The sequence below is a fragment of the Streptomyces sp. P6-2-1 genome (genome assembly GCF_050613165.1).
GTDB lineage: Bacteria > Actinomycetota > Actinomycetes > Streptomycetales > Streptomycetaceae > Streptomyces.
Map to the genome: position 1 here is coordinate 97,106 of NZ_CP192513.1, position 13,717 is coordinate 110,822.

A 13,717-nucleotide genomic window follows, 5' to 3' on the forward strand; every position below is an offset into this window, starting at 1 on the left:
CGTGTCAGGGAGCGGGCAGGGCGTCCCGATCGCCGTGGCCGCCGACCACAACGGCCTCGTGCTCAAGGCGGAGCTGAGCGCCTGGCTGCGCGGCAGGGGCTACCTGGTGCACGACATCGGCGCCCACGGGCACGATCCCGAAGCGGTCGTCGACTACCCGCCGCTGTGCTGGGCGCTGTGCCGCGAGGTGACAGCGGGGCGGGTCGCGCGCGGCATCGTGCTCGGCGGCAGCGGTCTCGGCGAGACCGTCGTGTGCAACAAGGTCCCCGGCATCCGCGCGGGTCTGTGCCACGACGTGTGGAGCGCGGGCGTCTCGCGCGGCAACAACGACGCCAATGTCCTGGTCCTCGCGGCCAAGACCCTTCCGACGAGGCGGGCCCTGGAAGTCGCCGGCACGTGGCTGACCACGCCGTTCCGCGGCGGCGTGCACGCGCGGCGTCTCGCGCAGATCGCGGCCGTGGAGCGCGGGGAGCCGCCCACGGGCTGAGCACGCGGGCCCGCTCCGTCCGCCGCGGAGGCCGGCCGGTCCGCGGCAAGGGCCCGGCGCACCGCGTGCGCCGGGCCCTTCGCGCGTGCGGGGGCTCAGGAGCGTACCTCCGCCGTCGCGCCCGCGTGCTGGGCACCGCCCGCGCCGTCCGCGCCATCCGTGCCGCCCGCGCCGTCCGTGCCGGGAGCGCGTGCGCGGTCGGTCTCGGCGAGGAAGCGCAGGATGCGGGCGGGCGCGCTCGCCTCGGTCTGCTCGGCGACGGGGACGTTCCAGTACTCGGCGAGCGGCAGGCACTCCTGGAGGTAGCGCGCGGCCGAGGGGGCGTGCGAGGTGTCCTGGCCGGGGACGACGAGCGCCGGTACGTCGAGCGCGAGCAGGTCCTCCGGCTCCGGCCCTGGCACGGTGTCCCGGTCGAAGAGGAGTCGCGCGCTGCCCTCGGCGAGGGCGAGGTAACGGCTGAGCGGTGTCGCCGCGAAGCGCGAGGCGAAGTCCTCGTCGGCGCGCAGGAGCCGTACCCAGGGCCCGGGGCGCGGGTCCTCGGTGAAGCCGGTGTCCGTCGCGCGCGCGAGACGCGCCACCTCGTCGAGCCCGTGCTTCTCGGCGAAGGCGAGGTGGGTGCGGAAGCGCTCGTGCTGCTTGCGCCGGTAGTGAACTCCCCCGGCGGGCGAGTACAGGACAGCGCCGCGGACGCGGTCCGGGTGCTCGGCGGCGAGCTGGACGGCGGTCGAGCAGCCGACGCAGCCGCCCATGACGTGGGCGCTGTCGATGCCGAGGTGGTCGAGGAGGCCGAGGCCCTGACGTGCGTAGGCGGACCAGGAGAGCCGCTCCAGACGGCCGCCCGAGCCCCCGGACTCGCGGCGGTCGAAGGTGACGCACGTGTAGTGGCGGCTGAGGTGGTCGAGCAGGCGCAGCCGCCGGTAGACGCCGACCGTGCGCCACGCCTCGCCGGAGGAGTCGAAGCCGCCGGGCGAGAACATCAGCAGCGGCGGGCCCGAACCGGTCACCTCGTAGCGGGTGGGGATGCCGTCCGCGTCAGCGACGGGCATGGGGCGCTCCTTTCGTCAGCGGGTGGTTCGGGCGGCGGGACGTCCATCGCCTTCCGGGGCGGGAAGCTTGATGCCGCCGGCGATCTGCCGTCCCGCGCGGACGTCGCGCGCGTAGGCGCTGATCGCTTCGAAGGCGGTGCGGGCCACGTGGGCGTAGGTGTCCGGGGGGTTGTCGAGCGTGTCGGCGGCGTAGCCGATGGCGGCGCCGGCCATGCGCATCCGGCCGTCGAGCCAGGGCCCGCCGCCGAAGCCGCCGAGTACGGGGACGCCGACGGCGCGGGCGACGGCGTCGCCGACCTCGGGGCCCGAGTTCGTGAAGTTGAGCAGAACGGCCCCGGCCTCCTCCAGGCGGCGGGCCTGGGCGAGGAGTTCGGCGCGCATCCGCTCGGGGACCTGGTCGCCCGGGCGCGGGCTCGCGCGGTACTCGACGCCGTACCGCAGGGCGGTCTGCGGCGTGATGCCGAACTGCGCGAAGACCGGTATCCCGGCCCTGGTGACGGCCTCGACCGCCTCGGGGAAGTCGGCGGCCCCGTCGAGTTTGACGAGGTCGACGCCGGTCTCCTTGACGAAGCGGATCGCCGCGCGGACCGCCGCGGCGCTCCCTTCCTGGAGCGGGCCGTAGGGGAAGTCGACGCTGACGAGGGCGCGGCGCACGCCGCGGCGGACCGCGCGGGCGACGACGACCATCTCGTCCATCGTGACTTCGAAGGGGTTGGTGTGTCCCCACAGGTTGACGCCGACGGTGTCGCCCACGGAGACGAGGTCGACGCCTGCCCGGTCGACGATCCGGGCCATCTGGTGGTCCCAGGCGACGACGCCGACGATCTTCTCGCCGCTCCTCTTCTTCTCTCGCAGGGTGTCGAGGGTGATCCTGTCGCTCATGTGCCTTCCGGGTGGGTACGGGCCACGGGCCGTCAGGCGCGCAGCGCGGTGAGCAGTTCGCGTGCGTCGTCCTCGTCGGCGGACAGCAGCAGGACGCGGGCGTAGGGGCGCAGGGCCGCCACCGCGTCGTCGGCCTCGAAGCCGTCGCCGAGCACGACGCCCGCCGTGGTGATGCCGCGGGCGAAGCAGGTGCGGCCGATCCGCGCGGCGGCGCGGTGCCCGGTGTCCTCGCTGGCGAGGACGACGGTCACGTCGGTGCCGGTGAGGACGGTGTCGAGGGAGACGGGAGCGCCGCCGAGTTCGCGCAGCGCGGGGGGTGCCGCGCCGTCGCCGCCGGGGGTCAGGGCGTAGAAGCGGGCGGCGGCCCAGGGCCGTTGGGCGAGCCGTGCGGCGACGCCTTCGGCGCGGGGGTCGAGGGCGATGATCCTGGCGCGGCGGGCCGGGCGGATCGGGGTCTGGACGCGGAAGCGCTCCTCGCCCGGCGCGGTGGCGCGGGCGCAGGCGCTGAGCCCGGGTGGCGTGGGCCCTGGCGGGGCGGGCGCTGCCGTGGCGGAGGGAGTCGGTGTGGGCATGGGGCGGCCCGTCACACCGTCGACTGCCGGACGCCGGGCGTGACCTTGACGTCGTCGCGGCAGGCGTCGAGGAAGGACTCGGCGCGCGGGAGGACGACGGCGGCGGAGCGGACCCGGTGGTGGGCGGGGTCGACGCCGGGCGGGACGGTGCCGTGGTCGCGCAGGGCGATTGCGGCGCGACGCAGCTTCTGGCGCGCCTTGATGATGCCGCTGTCCGCGGGCACGAGGCGCTCGCGGCTGCGGTCGACGACGGGGCCCATCGATTCCTGGAGCGAGGCGTCCTGCATGGCGATGCCGGCGACGCCCGAGTAGGTCTCGCCGCGCTTCTGCGCCTCGCGGTCGATGAGGTAGTCGTTGTCCATATTGGCCTCGGGCCGGTAGGTGCCCGGGATGTTCTTGCTGTGCACGCCGTGGCCGTCGATCATCGCCTGGCGCTCGGTCGCCGTGAGGGCGCGCACGGGGTGGTAGTCGAAGGAGTAGGCCCAGCAGTTCTCGTCGTCGATGGGCACCCAGAAGTGGCCGTGCACGGGGTGGTCGCCGCGTGGCGGGACCATCGTGAAGTTGGGCATGACCCAGGGGGTGATGCGCCAGTAGTACGCGCCGTCCTCGGCGTTGCGGCGGGCGCCGACGAAGAGGCCGCCCTCGCTGTCGGCGACCTCGAAGAAGGGCTTGGTGTCGTTGAGGTTGTACTCGTTGCCCTTGGCGCCCTTGAAGAGCGGGTCGGTCTTGAGCCCGCCGGAGTGCAGGAAGGTGACGTGGCTGGAGTCGATGCCGCCCTCGAAGGCCTGGAGCCAGTTGCACTGCTGCCAGCGCTTGGAGGTGTACGTCTGCTCGGGCGGGACCTGCGCGAACTCGTACTCGGGCAGCGGGGGCCTGGTCGCGGCGTCGCCCATGTGGGTCCACAGCACGTCGCCGATCTTGACGAGCGGGTACGAGGTGAGCTGGACGTTCTTGCAGAAGCTGCTGTTGTCCGCCTCCGAGGGCACCTCGACGCACTGCCCCGTGACGTCGTACTTCCAGCCGTGGTACGGGCAGCGCAGTCCTGAGCCCTCGTTGCGGCCGAACCACAGCGAGGCGCCGCGGTGGGCGCAGAACTCGTCGACGAGCCCGTAGCGGCCCTCGCTGTCGCGGAAGGCGAGGAGGCGTTCGGAGAGCAGCTTGACACGCACCGGGGGCGCGTCGTTCTCGGGCAGCTCCTCGGCGAGCAGCGCGGGCATCCAGTACTGCCGGAAGAGTTCCCCCATCGGGGTGCCCGGTCCGGTCTGGGTCAGCAGTTCGTTGATGTCTTTCCTCAGCACGGCTGTCTCCTCTCGGGAGTCCGTCCCTGGTCCGGGCCGCCGCGGCGCCGGTCGGGGCGAAGTGGTGCGGGTGTTCTGGTGGTGCGGGTGTTCTGGTGGTACGCGGTGTGCGGGGGCGCGGGGCTGGTCCGCGGTGGCGTGGGCTCAGGGCTGGTCGGCGGGGATGTCGACGGTGAGCCCGTCGAGTTCCGCGGTCACCGGGATCTGGCAGGCGAGCCTGCTCGTGGGCCTGCGGTCGCCGACCCCCATGTCGAGGAGGTCGTCCTCCATCTCGCCCGGGGTGCCGGTGCGTTCGGCGAACTCGGGGCGTACGAAGACGTGGCAGGTGGCACAGGAGCAGTTGCCGCCGCACTCGGCGAGGATGCCGGGGACGCCGTTCCTGACCGCCGCGGACATGACGGAGTCCCCTGCCTGGGCATCGACGGTGTGCGGGGTGCCGTCGACGTCGACGTAGGTCACCTTGGGCACGGCAGTCCTCCCTCTTCTCGGGTGGTCGCTGCTGGGGGATAGCTGATGGTCGGACCATTAGACCAGATCGCTGACGGGCGGACAAGAACCTTGCGCCAGTGGGCGGTCGAACGCCCTGGACCTGCGCAAACAGGAGTCGCGGGCGCGCGCGGAAGGCCCCGGAAAGGGGCGTTCAATGCGTTGACACTCCCCTACAGCGGACTTATGGTTCTACCAATTCCAGGACGGTTCCCCCGGCGCTCCCACCCCTCCGAGGCCCCCGCCGCCGCCCGCCCCCGGCACACAGTGAGCCGCTCGCTGCCGAGGCGGTTGCCGGCGCGGCGGATTCGCCCCCGGGACGGCGCGGTCCACGCGACCCACCGCGCGGGAACCCAGCAGGCCACGTCTGTGGCCCTCTCAGCCGACCAGGAAAGGCCCCACCGGTATGGCCAAGGACGCGATCGTCGACGAGAATCTGGCGGCGAAGTTCGCCACGGAGAAGGACTCCCCCTACACACGCTGGGTCGCCGCCGAGGGACTCGACATCATCGCGGCGCACTACGTGCCCGATCTGCGCACCGTCGAGCTGAAGCCCTGGGAACGGCGCGGCGGGCGCGGGGTCTTCATCAACCACGAGGCCACGCGCACCTCCAACGACTGCTACGTGTGCGAGATACCGGCGGGCGGCAAGCTCGCCCCGCAGCGCCAGCTCTTCGAGGAGATGATCCTCGTCCTCGACGGGCACGGCTCGACCCGGGTGTGGAACGACGCGGGCGGCGAGGTGAGCTTCGAGTGGGGGCCGGGATCGCTCTTCGCGATCCCGCTCAACGCCAACCACCAGCACTTCAACGGCTCGGGCAGCACCCCGGCCCGCTTCGTCTCCTCGACGAACCTGCCGCCGACACTGAACCTGTACGACGACGTGGACTTCGTCTTCGGCACGAAGTACGACTTCCCGAACCGCTTCAACGGGGAGCCCGACTACTTCTCGCCCCAGGGCGAGCAGAAGGGCCTCCTGCTCGACACCAACTTCGTGGCGGACGCGGTCAATCTGCCGCTCATCGAGGCGAAGGAACGCGGCGCGGGCGGGGGCCACATCCGCTTCGCGATGGCCAAGGGCTCCATGAACAGCCACATTTCGCAGTTCCCCACCGCGACGTACAAGAAGGGCCACCGGCACGGCCCCGGCGCGCACGTCATCATCCTCTCGGGCGAGGGGTACAGCCTCATGTGGCCCGAGGGCGAGGAACCGCGCCGCTACGACTGGGGGCCCGGCTCGCTCATCGTGCCGCCCAACATGTGGTTCCACCAGCACTTCAACACCAGTTCCGCGCCGAGCCGCTACCTCGCCTTCAAGCACGAGGTGGTCTCGATGCGCAACGCGCAGGGCGTGCCGAAGGCGTGGATCAGCCGGCGCATCGGCGGCGACCAGATCGACTACGCCGACGAGGCCCCCGTGGTGCGCGACACCTTCCGCGAGGCGCTCGCCCGGCAGGGTCTGACCCCGGCGATGGACGCGGCCTACGCCGCCGAGCTGGCCGATCTGCCGCCCGCGCCCGACGGGGCGCGGCTCGGCTGAGCCCGTACCGCCTCGGGGTGTCCCGGTGTCCGCACACCGGGACGCCTCCGCGCGGCCCGCGCCCCCGCGGCCCGCGCGCTCCACCGGCGCCCCCGGCGGGCGGGGCAGCGCCTTCGGCACGGACGGAGAGACACGACGTGAGCACGGCGCACGTACCAGCCGACGAGGCGCACACCGCGGGCCACCGGGCGCCGCACGATCCGCCCCACCCCGGCCACCATCCCGGGCCGCACACGGAGCCGCACACTCACGCGCCGGGAGCCGAGCGGCCCCGGCTCGTGCACTCGGCCTGGCGTCCCGATCACGACCACGACCACGACCACGACCCGGGCGCGATCGAGGACAACCCCATCTGGCAGCAGGACAACGTCATCCTGCGCAGCGTCGGCATGGACATCGGCTCATCGGGAACGCAGGTGGTCTTCTCGCGGCTGCACCTGCGGCGCATCGGCGAGGAGCTGACGAGCCGCTACCTCGTGGTGCGCCGCGAGACCGACTACCGCTCCCCCGTGAGCCTCACCCCGTACGCGAGCGCCGCGCACATCGACGCGGAGGCGCTCGGCGGGATCATCGACGCCGCCTACGCGCAGGCGGGCACCACGCCCGAGGCGATCGACACCGGTGTGGTGATCCTGACCGGTGAGGCGCTGCGCAGGGACAACGCGCGGGCCGTCGGCGACGTGCTCGCCGCGCGTGGCGGCGAGCTGGTCACGGCGAGCGCGGGGCACCACATGGAGGCGATGCTCGCCGCGTACGGCTCGGGAGCCGCCCGTACCTCGTACGAGCAGGGGCTCCGGCTGCTGTGCGTGGACATCGGCGGCGGGACCACGAAACTCGCGGTCATCGACCGCGGACGGATCACCGCGACGGCCGCGCTGCACATCGGCGGGCGGCTCCAGGTCACCGACGCCGAGGACCGGATCGTGCGCCTCGACCCGGCCGGTGCCGCGCACGCGCGCCGGGCCGGTTTCACGTGGCGGCTCGGCGAGCGCGCGAGCGCGGACGCACGCGAACGGGTCGCCGCGCACATGGCGGACGCGCTGGTCACGGCGCTGAGCGGCCGGCCGGACCCGGTCGTGGACGCGCTGTACCTCACCGCACCGCTCGGGCCGCTCGGGCAGCTCGACGGCGTGGTGTTCTCCGGCGGCGTCGCCGAGTACGTGTACGGCAGGCAGCAGGAGTCCTTCGGGGACCTCGGCCTGCCCCTCGGCAGGGCGCTGCGCCGCCGTGTGGACACGGGGGCGCTGCCGCTGCGGCTGCTGCCCGCGGGCGAGTGCATCCGGGCGACCGCGCTCGGCGCGTCCGAGTACAGCGTGCAGCTCAGCGGGAACACGGGGCACCTCTCCGATCCCGACGCCCTGCTGCCCCGGCGCAATCTGCCGGTGGTACGGCCCGCGATCGACCTCGGCGGCGAGGAGGTGGAAGCGGCCCGCGTCGCCGACGCGGTGCGCGAGGCGCTGCGCGCGGCCGACCTCGCGCCGACGGGCCCCGAAGCGGTGCTCGCGCTCGCCTGGCGGGGCCTGCCCGCCTACCCGCGCCTCGCCGCCCTCGCGCAGGGTCTGCGCGCGGGGCTCGCGGAGCGGATCGCGGCGGGGCTGCCCGTGTACGTCGTGCTCGACGGGGATGTGGCGATGACGCTGGGGCGGCTGCTGCGCGAGGAGTGCGGAGTGGAGGGGCCGCTGCTCGTCCTGGACGGCCTGCGGCTCGGCGCGCTCGACTACGTCGATCTCGGCAAGGTGCGGCATCCCTCGCGGACCGTCCCTGTGACCGTCAAGTCCCTTGTGTTCGCCGGGAGTCCCGTACCCGAAGCGGGCTGAGGGGCTCCTGACGCCCGCCCGGCGGCCACCCCGGAAGCCTGCCGGTAACAATCCGGCAACGCGACTGTCAGATGGTTAGTCCATTTGACCTCGCTGGTGTTGTATGCAGCCACCCGCTCGGTTCACCCACCAGGAGTGTGCGATGCGTCAAGGTGCCCTGTTCCTCGGATTTCTCAGCCTCGGCCTCGTCCTGACCGCGTGCGGTGGTGCCCCCACCGTCCAGCAGGCGAGCGGCTCCACCACCGACGCGTACGCCGAGTACGCCTCCCTGACCGGCAAGGCGCGCACCGACGCGCTGCTCGCCGCCGCCCGCGAGGAGGGCGGCGTCCTCGACCTGTACACCTCCAACACCGACATCCAGGACCTCGTCGACGGCTTCCGCAAGGCGTACCCGAAGATCAAGGTGAACGCCTTCCGCGCCAACTCCGAGACGGTGCTCCAGCGCATCACCCAGGAGAACCAGGCCCGCAAGCCGCACACCGACGTCGTCGACACCAACGAACTCGAACTGCGCGAACTCGACAAGGCCCGCCTCCTGACGCCCTACCAGGGGCCCGCACTCGACCACCTCAAGCCGGAGGCGAAGGGCTACGGCGGCTGGACCGCCGAGCGCTTCAACGCCTTCGTCATCGGCTGGAACACCGACGTCGTCCCCTCCGGCCAGGCGCCGCACAGCTTCACCGACCTCGCCGCTCCACGCTGGAAGGGCAAGGTCTCGATGGAGATCGGCGACTGGGACTGGTACTACGCCATGCACACCTATCTCACGAAGGAGAAGGGCATGAGCGAGCAGGCCACCACGAAGCTGTTCCGGCAGATCGTGGCCAACGCGCGCGTCACCAAGGGCCACACCGTCCAGGGCGAGCTGCTGAGCGCCGGACAGTTCGGCGTGGCCACATCCGTCTACAGCCACACCATCGACAAGGCCGCCAGGGACGGCGCCCCCGTCGCCTGGCAGCCCGCGTCCGACCCGGTGATCCTGCGCCCCAACGGGGTCGCCCTCATGGCGCAGGCCCGCCACCCCGCGACGGCCCTGCTGTGGACCGACTGGGTGCTCGGCGCCGGGCAGAAGGCCGTCACGGCCTCCGCGCGCATCCCCGCCGCCGCACCCGCGCCAGGGATCAAGGACCCCCTGCCCGCCGACGCACCCGTGTACAACCTGCCCAAGAACGCCGACGTGGACGGGACGAAGTGGAGCGCCGCCTATGACGCGCTGCTCCGCGGCGTCCCCGTCTCCGACTGACCCGCCGTCCCCCCTCACCCCACCCCGCCCACTCCCGTCCCGCCACCCGCCTACACCCCGTCCCACCACCCCCGCCGGCCCCCGCCGGCCCTCCCCCGGCACCGTCGCCCCTGGAGCCCCCGCCCATGAGACCACGCACCCACCTCCTCCCCCTGTCCGGACTGATGTGCACCGTCCTCCTCGCCGGCTGCGGCGGAGTGCCCGGCGGGCAGATCACCGTCAGCGCGGGTGACTTCCGTTCCGCGTACGAGCAGATATCGGCGCTCCCCAAGGACCAGCAGCGCGCCAAGGCGCTGGAGCTGGCCAAGAAGGAGGGCGGAACGCTCAGCCTGTACACCTCCATGACCGCCGACATCGTCGGACCGGTCGCCAAGGCCTTCGAGAAGAAGTACGGCATCAAGGTCGTCTCCTTCCGCGGCAACTCCGAGACCGTCCTCCAGCGCACCCTCCAGGAACTCCAGGCGCGCAAGCCCGGCGCCGACGCCGTCGAGACGAACTTCCTGGAGATGACGGTGCTCGCGGGCAAGGGGGTGCTCGCCGACTACGCGGGGCCCTCGCTCTCCCGCGTCGGCAGGACCGGCAGGTTCAAGCACTGGACGGCGAGCCGCTTCAACGTCTTCCTGCCCGCCTGGAACACCCGGCTCATCAAGCCCGGCCACGAGCCGAGGAGCTGGGAGGACCTCGCCAAGCCCGAGTACAAGGGGAAGTTCACCCTCGAACTGAGCGACAGCGACTGGTTCGCGAACGTCACGGGCTACTGGCTCGACCACGGCAAGAGCCAGGCCGAGGTGGACTCCCTGTGGAAGCGCATCGCGGCCAACGGGCACACCGTCAAGGGCCACACCACGATGATGCAGTTCCTCACCGCGGGACAGACCCCGATGGAGGCGATGAACTACACGTACATCACCGGGCGGGCGGCCCAGCAGGGTGCCCCGGTCGCGTACCTGCCCAAGAGCGGGAAGTCCTCGATCCCCGCCTTCGCCCGCCCCAACGGCATCGGGATGCTGGGCCAGGCCCCGCACCCGGCGTCGGCCTGGCTCTTCTACGACTGGCTGCTCTCCCCCGACGGCGGCCAGCGGGTCATCGTCGAGCAGCATCTGACGCCGTCCACGAAGGTGCCGGGCGACCACAGTCTCGACGGCATCACGCTCGCCCCCTTCGACGTCGCGGGTCTCTCCAAGGACGACGGCAGCTGGGACAGGAAGTACGACGCCCTGCTGCGCGGTGTCCCCCAGTCAGGGAAGTAGGAACATGGCACTCACCTCCACCCACGACGCCCCCGACGCCCCGAGCGCCGCGCCCGCGCCGTCCCCGCCGGGCCCCCCGCCCACGGTTCCCGGGCGTCTCGAACGGCTGGCGCGCCGGCTCTTCACGCCGCAGGGCCTCCTCGTCGGCGTCGCCGTCCTGATCGTCGGCTACCTCGCGATCGTCCCGCTCGCCTACCTCGTCCACGACACCTTCCTGAGCCAGGACGGCAGCGGCATCTCGGTCGGCTCCTTCCGCCGCGCCTACGGCGGCAACGCCCAGGCCGGCGACATGCTCCTCAACTCGCTCGCCTTCGCCGTCGGTTCGGCCGCACTCGCGCTCGTGCTCGGCACCGCGCTCGCCTATGTGCAGGTACGGACCGACACCCCTTTCAAGGGCCTGTTCTTCGCCGCCTCGCTCGTGCCGCTGATCGTGCCCGGCATCCTCTACGCGACGTCCTGGATCTTCCTCGGCGACCCGCAGAGCGGCATCGTCAACCAGCTCGTCTTCAAACCGCTGTTCGGCTCGTCGCCGGTCAACATCTACAGCGTGTGGGGGATGATCTGGGTCCAGGGCCTCCATCTCGCCCCTGTCGCCTTCCTCCTGATGGTCGCCGCCTTCCGCGCGATGGACCCCTCCCTGGAGGAGTCCGCCGCGATGTCGGGGGCCGGCAGGCTGACGGTGCTGCGCAGGGTGACGGTGCCGCTGCTGCGCCCCGCGATGGTCTCCGCCGCGCTCCTGATGTTCGTGCAGTCCCTGGAGAGCTTCGAGGTGCCGGGGCTGCTCGGGCTCCAGAACAACATCTACGTCTTCACCAGCCGCATCTACTTCGTCCTGCGCGCCTACCCCATCGACTACGGGGCCGCCGGGGCGCTCGCCCTCGGCCTCCTGGTGATCGCCGCCGCCGGCGTGCTCGTCTCGCGCTGGCTCCAGCGCTCCTCGCGCAACTTCCAGACCGTGACGGGCAAGGCCTTCCGGCCCCGCCCGGTCGAACTGGGCCGCGCGCGGCCCTGGGTGGGCGCGGGCGTCGTCGTCTACTTCCTCGTGACCGTCGTGCTGCCCGTCGTGGTACTCGTGTACGCGTCCTTCCTGAAGTACTACACGGCGCCCTCGCGCGAGGCGTTCCGCTCGATGTCCTGGGACAACTACAGCCAAGTGCTGCACATGCCGCTCGCCTTCACCGCGCTCAAGAACTCGGTGCTGCTCGGGCTCGGCGCGGCGACCATCGTCATGCTGCTCACCACGGTGGTCTCCTGGGTCGTCCACCGCACCAAAGCGCCCGGACGCGGGCTGCTCGACCTGCTCGCCTTCACGCCGATCGTGATCCCCGGCCTCGTCCTCGGGCTCGCGCTCGCCTTCGTCTACCTGCGGGTGCCGCTGCCGATCTACGGCACGCTCCTGATCCTGCTCATCTCCTACTGCACCCGCTACCTCCCCTACGGCATGCGCTACTCCAGCTCGGCGATGGCGCAGATGGCGCCCGAGCTGGAGGAGTCGGCGCAGGTCTCGGGGGCCTCCTGGTTCCAGACCTTCCGGCGGGTGCTGCTGCCGCTCATGAGCAGCGGCGTGACGGCGGGCTGGATCTACATCCTCGTCGTGTCCTTCCGCGAGCTGTCCAGCACGATCCTGCTCTACAGCCCCGGCAAGGAGGTCCTCGCCGTCCTCATCTGGGAGCAGTTCGAGAACGGGCAGTTCACGACGCTCGCCGCGCTCGGCGTCTGCATGATCCTCATCCTGGTGGTGCTCGTCAGCGCCGCCTACCGCTTCGGGGCCCGCTTCGGCCTCCAGAACGACTGACCCACGCACCACCGACCCGAACACCCGAAGGGACACCGGGATGCTGACTGTGGAATCCCTCGCCAAGAGCTACGAGCCGTCCTCGGCCGCCTCGCGCCGCGCGCGGAAGGACGCGGACGGGGCGACGAGGAAGAAGGACGGGACGGACACGCCGAAGCGGCAGGAGACGACCGCCGCCGGAACACGCCTGTTCGCCGTCGACGACATCGACTTCACCGTCGAGGACGGCGAGTTGTTCACGCTGCTCGGGCCGTCCGGCTGCGGCAAGACGACCACGCTGCGCTCGGTGGCGGGCCTGGAGCGGCCCACGCACGGCAGGGTCACGCTCGGCGAGCGGGTCATCTTCGACGCGGAGCGCGGCGTCAACGTACGGGCGAACAAGCGCGGACTCGGGATGGTCTTCCAGTCGTACGCGATCTGGCCGCACATGAGCGTCTTCAAGAACGTGTCCTTCCCGCTCGACGTCATGCCGCGCGTCAAGCGGCCCGCGAAGGAGGAGATAGCCCGCCGGGTGCACGAGGTCCTGGACGTCATCGAGCTGGGGCAGTACGCGCGGCGGCCCGCCACCAACCTCTCGGGCGGGCAGCAACAGCGACTCGCGCTGGCCCGGGCGCTCGTGACGCAGCCCGACCTGATGCTGCTCGACGAGCCGCTGTCGAACCTGGACGCGAAGCTGCGCGAGTCGATGCGCTTCGAACTCAAGCGCCTCCAGCGCGAACTCAACCTCACCGCCGTCTACGTCACGCACGACCAGGCGGAGGCCCTGGTCATGTCGAACCGCATCGCCGTGATGAACAACGGCCGTATCGAGCAGGTCGGCAAGCCGCGCGACATCTACACGCGGCCCGCGACACGCTTCGTCGCCGAGTTCATCGGCAGCTCCAACTTCCTGGAGGCGAAGGTCACGGACGTCGCGGGCGAGGAGGTCACGGTCGAGACGCCGCACGGGCCGCTCGTGGCACGGGAGTGCCCGCGCCGCCCCGCGGTGGGCGACACCGTGCTGCTCTCGATCCGGCCCGAGAGCCTCGACATCTCGGAGCGGCCGCTCGCCTCCGCCGTCAACACCTGGCGTGGCCGCGTGCACAACCGGGCGTTCCTCGGCGACTCGATCGACCACATCACCACGGTCGGCGAGAACCGGCTGCGCAGCCGCTCCAATCCCTCCGTATCGATCCCCCCGGGCACCGAGGTGCACCTCGGCGTCGATCCGCGCAACGTCACGCTCGTGCCCGTCGACTGACCCGCCCGCGGGGGCGGGCCGCTGCCCGTCCCCGCGAGGCGGACCCGTGCCCGGTGTCCCG

The 13,717-nt window shown here is 72.0% G+C and carries 12 protein-coding genes; 7 read left to right on the forward strand and 5 right to left on the reverse strand.

Annotated elements, in window-relative coordinates; all coding sequences use genetic code 11:
- Position 1 precedes the first annotated feature (1 nt).
- Entirely contained in the window at positions 2–487 is a 486-nt protein-coding gene (locus ACQYWQ_RS00365) for an RpiB/LacA/LacB family sugar-phosphate isomerase (RefSeq protein WP_431031814.1), read from the forward strand.
- Positions 488–582: 95 nt separating this feature from the next.
- Here ACQYWQ_RS00365 and ACQYWQ_RS00370 read toward each other — a convergent pair whose 3' ends face one another.
- The 5 genes from ACQYWQ_RS00370 to ACQYWQ_RS00390 form a co-directional block, all read right to left on the reverse strand.
- On the reverse strand, positions 583–1,533 hold the full coding sequence (locus tag ACQYWQ_RS00370) for an alpha/beta fold hydrolase (protein WP_431031815.1): 951 nt from the start codon (positions 1,531–1,533) through the stop codon (positions 583–585).
- Positions 1,534–1,548: 15 nt separating this feature from the next.
- Complete coding sequence (locus ACQYWQ_RS00375; protein ID WP_431031816.1) at positions 1,549–2,415, reverse strand: 3-methyl-2-oxobutanoate hydroxymethyltransferase; 867 nt, start codon at positions 2,413–2,415, stop codon at positions 1,549–1,551.
- A gap of 32 nt (positions 2,416–2,447) precedes the next feature.
- Positions 2,448–2,987 (reverse strand): 3-methyl-2-oxobutanoate hydroxymethyltransferase, encoded by a 540-nt coding sequence (locus ACQYWQ_RS00380; protein WP_431031817.1) that lies wholly within the window; start codon positions 2,985–2,987, stop codon positions 2,448–2,450.
- A gap of 11 nt (positions 2,988–2,998) precedes the next feature.
- Positions 2,999–4,285 carry a Rieske 2Fe-2S domain-containing protein gene (locus tag ACQYWQ_RS00385; RefSeq protein WP_431031818.1) on the reverse strand — a complete coding sequence of 429 codons (1,287 nt, stop codon included), beginning with the start codon at positions 4,283–4,285 and terminating at the stop codon, positions 2,999–3,001.
- A gap of 144 nt (positions 4,286–4,429) precedes the next feature.
- Positions 4,430–4,753: a 2Fe-2S iron-sulfur cluster-binding protein gene (locus ACQYWQ_RS00390; protein WP_431031819.1), complete on the reverse strand. Its 324-nt coding sequence runs from the start codon at positions 4,751–4,753 to the stop codon at positions 4,430–4,432.
- 424 nt (positions 4,754–5,177) lie between these two features.
- Between ACQYWQ_RS00390 and ACQYWQ_RS00395 the strand changes: the two genes are divergently transcribed.
- The 6 genes from ACQYWQ_RS00395 to ACQYWQ_RS00420 all read left to right on the forward strand — a co-directional run bounded on the left by ACQYWQ_RS00395 (position 5,178) and on the right by ACQYWQ_RS00420 (position 13,656).
- Positions 5,178–6,311: an ethanolamine ammonia lyase-activating protein gene (locus ACQYWQ_RS00395; protein ID WP_431031820.1), complete on the forward strand. Its 1,134-nt coding sequence runs from the start codon at positions 5,178–5,180 to the stop codon at positions 6,309–6,311.
- A 137-nt stretch (positions 6,312–6,448) separates the two neighbouring features.
- On the forward strand, positions 6,449–8,128 hold the full coding sequence (locus tag ACQYWQ_RS00400) for an ethanolamine ammonia-lyase reactivating factor EutA (protein ID WP_431031821.1): 1,680 nt from the start codon (positions 6,449–6,451) through the stop codon (positions 8,126–8,128).
- Positions 8,129–8,270: 142 nt separating this feature from the next.
- Positions 8,271–9,371: an ABC transporter substrate-binding protein gene (locus ACQYWQ_RS00405; RefSeq protein WP_431031822.1), complete on the forward strand. Its 1,101-nt coding sequence runs from the start codon at positions 8,271–8,273 to the stop codon at positions 9,369–9,371.
- A gap of 125 nt (positions 9,372–9,496) precedes the next feature.
- Positions 9,497–10,621: an ABC transporter substrate-binding protein gene (locus ACQYWQ_RS00410; protein WP_431031823.1), complete on the forward strand. Its 1,125-nt coding sequence runs from the start codon at positions 9,497–9,499 to the stop codon at positions 10,619–10,621.
- A 4-nt stretch (positions 10,622–10,625) separates the two neighbouring features.
- Positions 10,626–12,416 (forward strand): ABC transporter permease, encoded by a 1,791-nt coding sequence (locus ACQYWQ_RS00415; RefSeq protein ID WP_431031824.1) that lies wholly within the window; start codon positions 10,626–10,628, stop codon positions 12,414–12,416.
- Between the two features lie 40 nt (positions 12,417–12,456).
- A complete protein-coding gene (locus ACQYWQ_RS00420; protein WP_431031825.1) occupies positions 12,457–13,656 on the forward strand; it encodes an ABC transporter ATP-binding protein in 1,200 nt (399 codons plus the stop codon).
- Positions 13,657–13,717 lie beyond the last annotated feature (61 nt).

Excerpts from the sequence above, each read along its gene's own strand:
- ACQYWQ_RS00370 (WP_431031815.1), bottom strand. The coding sequence starts at position 1,533 with ATGCCCGTCGCTGACGCGGACGGCATCCCCACCCGCTACGAGGTGACC.
- ACQYWQ_RS00375 (WP_431031816.1), bottom strand. The coding sequence starts at position 2,415 with ATGAGCGACAGGATCACCCTCGACACCCTGCGAGAGAAGAAGAGGAGC.
- ACQYWQ_RS00380 (WP_431031817.1), bottom strand. The coding sequence starts at position 2,987 with ATGCCCACACCGACTCCCTCCGCCACGGCAGCGCCCGCCCCGCCAGGG.
- ACQYWQ_RS00395 (WP_431031820.1), top strand. The coding sequence starts at position 5,178 with ATGGCCAAGGACGCGATCGTCGACGAGAATCTGGCGGCGAAGTTCGCC.
- ACQYWQ_RS00405 (WP_431031822.1), top strand. The coding sequence starts at position 8,271 with ATGCGTCAAGGTGCCCTGTTCCTCGGATTTCTCAGCCTCGGCCTCGTC.
- ACQYWQ_RS00410 (WP_431031823.1), top strand. The coding sequence starts at position 9,497 with ATGAGACCACGCACCCACCTCCTCCCCCTGTCCGGACTGATGTGCACC.
- ACQYWQ_RS00415 (WP_431031824.1), top strand. The coding sequence starts at position 10,626 with ATGGCACTCACCTCCACCCACGACGCCCCCGACGCCCCGAGCGCCGCG.
- ACQYWQ_RS00420 (WP_431031825.1), top strand. The coding sequence starts at position 12,457 with ATGCTGACTGTGGAATCCCTCGCCAAGAGCTACGAGCCGTCCTCGGCC.